Raw genomic sequence first — 250 nt, forward strand, 5'->3', positions numbered from 1 at the left:
TGTGGAAATTACCGCCGTAGGCCAGCGCTTCAAAATAGGGCTGCCAGTCGAGATCGACGTTAACCGTATTAATAATGAGATCGAACTGGCCCGCCAGCGCTTTCAGTGTCTCCGGATCGCGGCTGTTAACCACTTTATCGGCCCCCATCGCCAGCACTTCCTGTTCTTTCGCTGGGTTGGAGCTGAACGCGGTGACTTCGCACCCCATCGCGTGCAACAGCTTAATGGCGATATGCCCCAGGCCGCCGAT

Annotated in this window: 1 protein-coding gene; it reads right to left on the reverse strand. The window is 56.4% G+C overall.

Annotation, left to right across the window (positions count from 1 at the left end; translation table 11 throughout):
• Positions 1-250, reverse strand: a 250-nt coding sequence (locus FDW95_RS23705) for a zinc-binding dehydrogenase (protein WP_249359011.1), incomplete at both ends; no start/stop codon positions are given.

Origin of the sequence: Citrobacter sp. wls718, from assembly GCF_005280945.1 — a bacterium.
Lineage (GTDB): Bacteria > Pseudomonadota > Gammaproteobacteria > Enterobacterales > Enterobacteriaceae > Citrobacter > Citrobacter gillenii.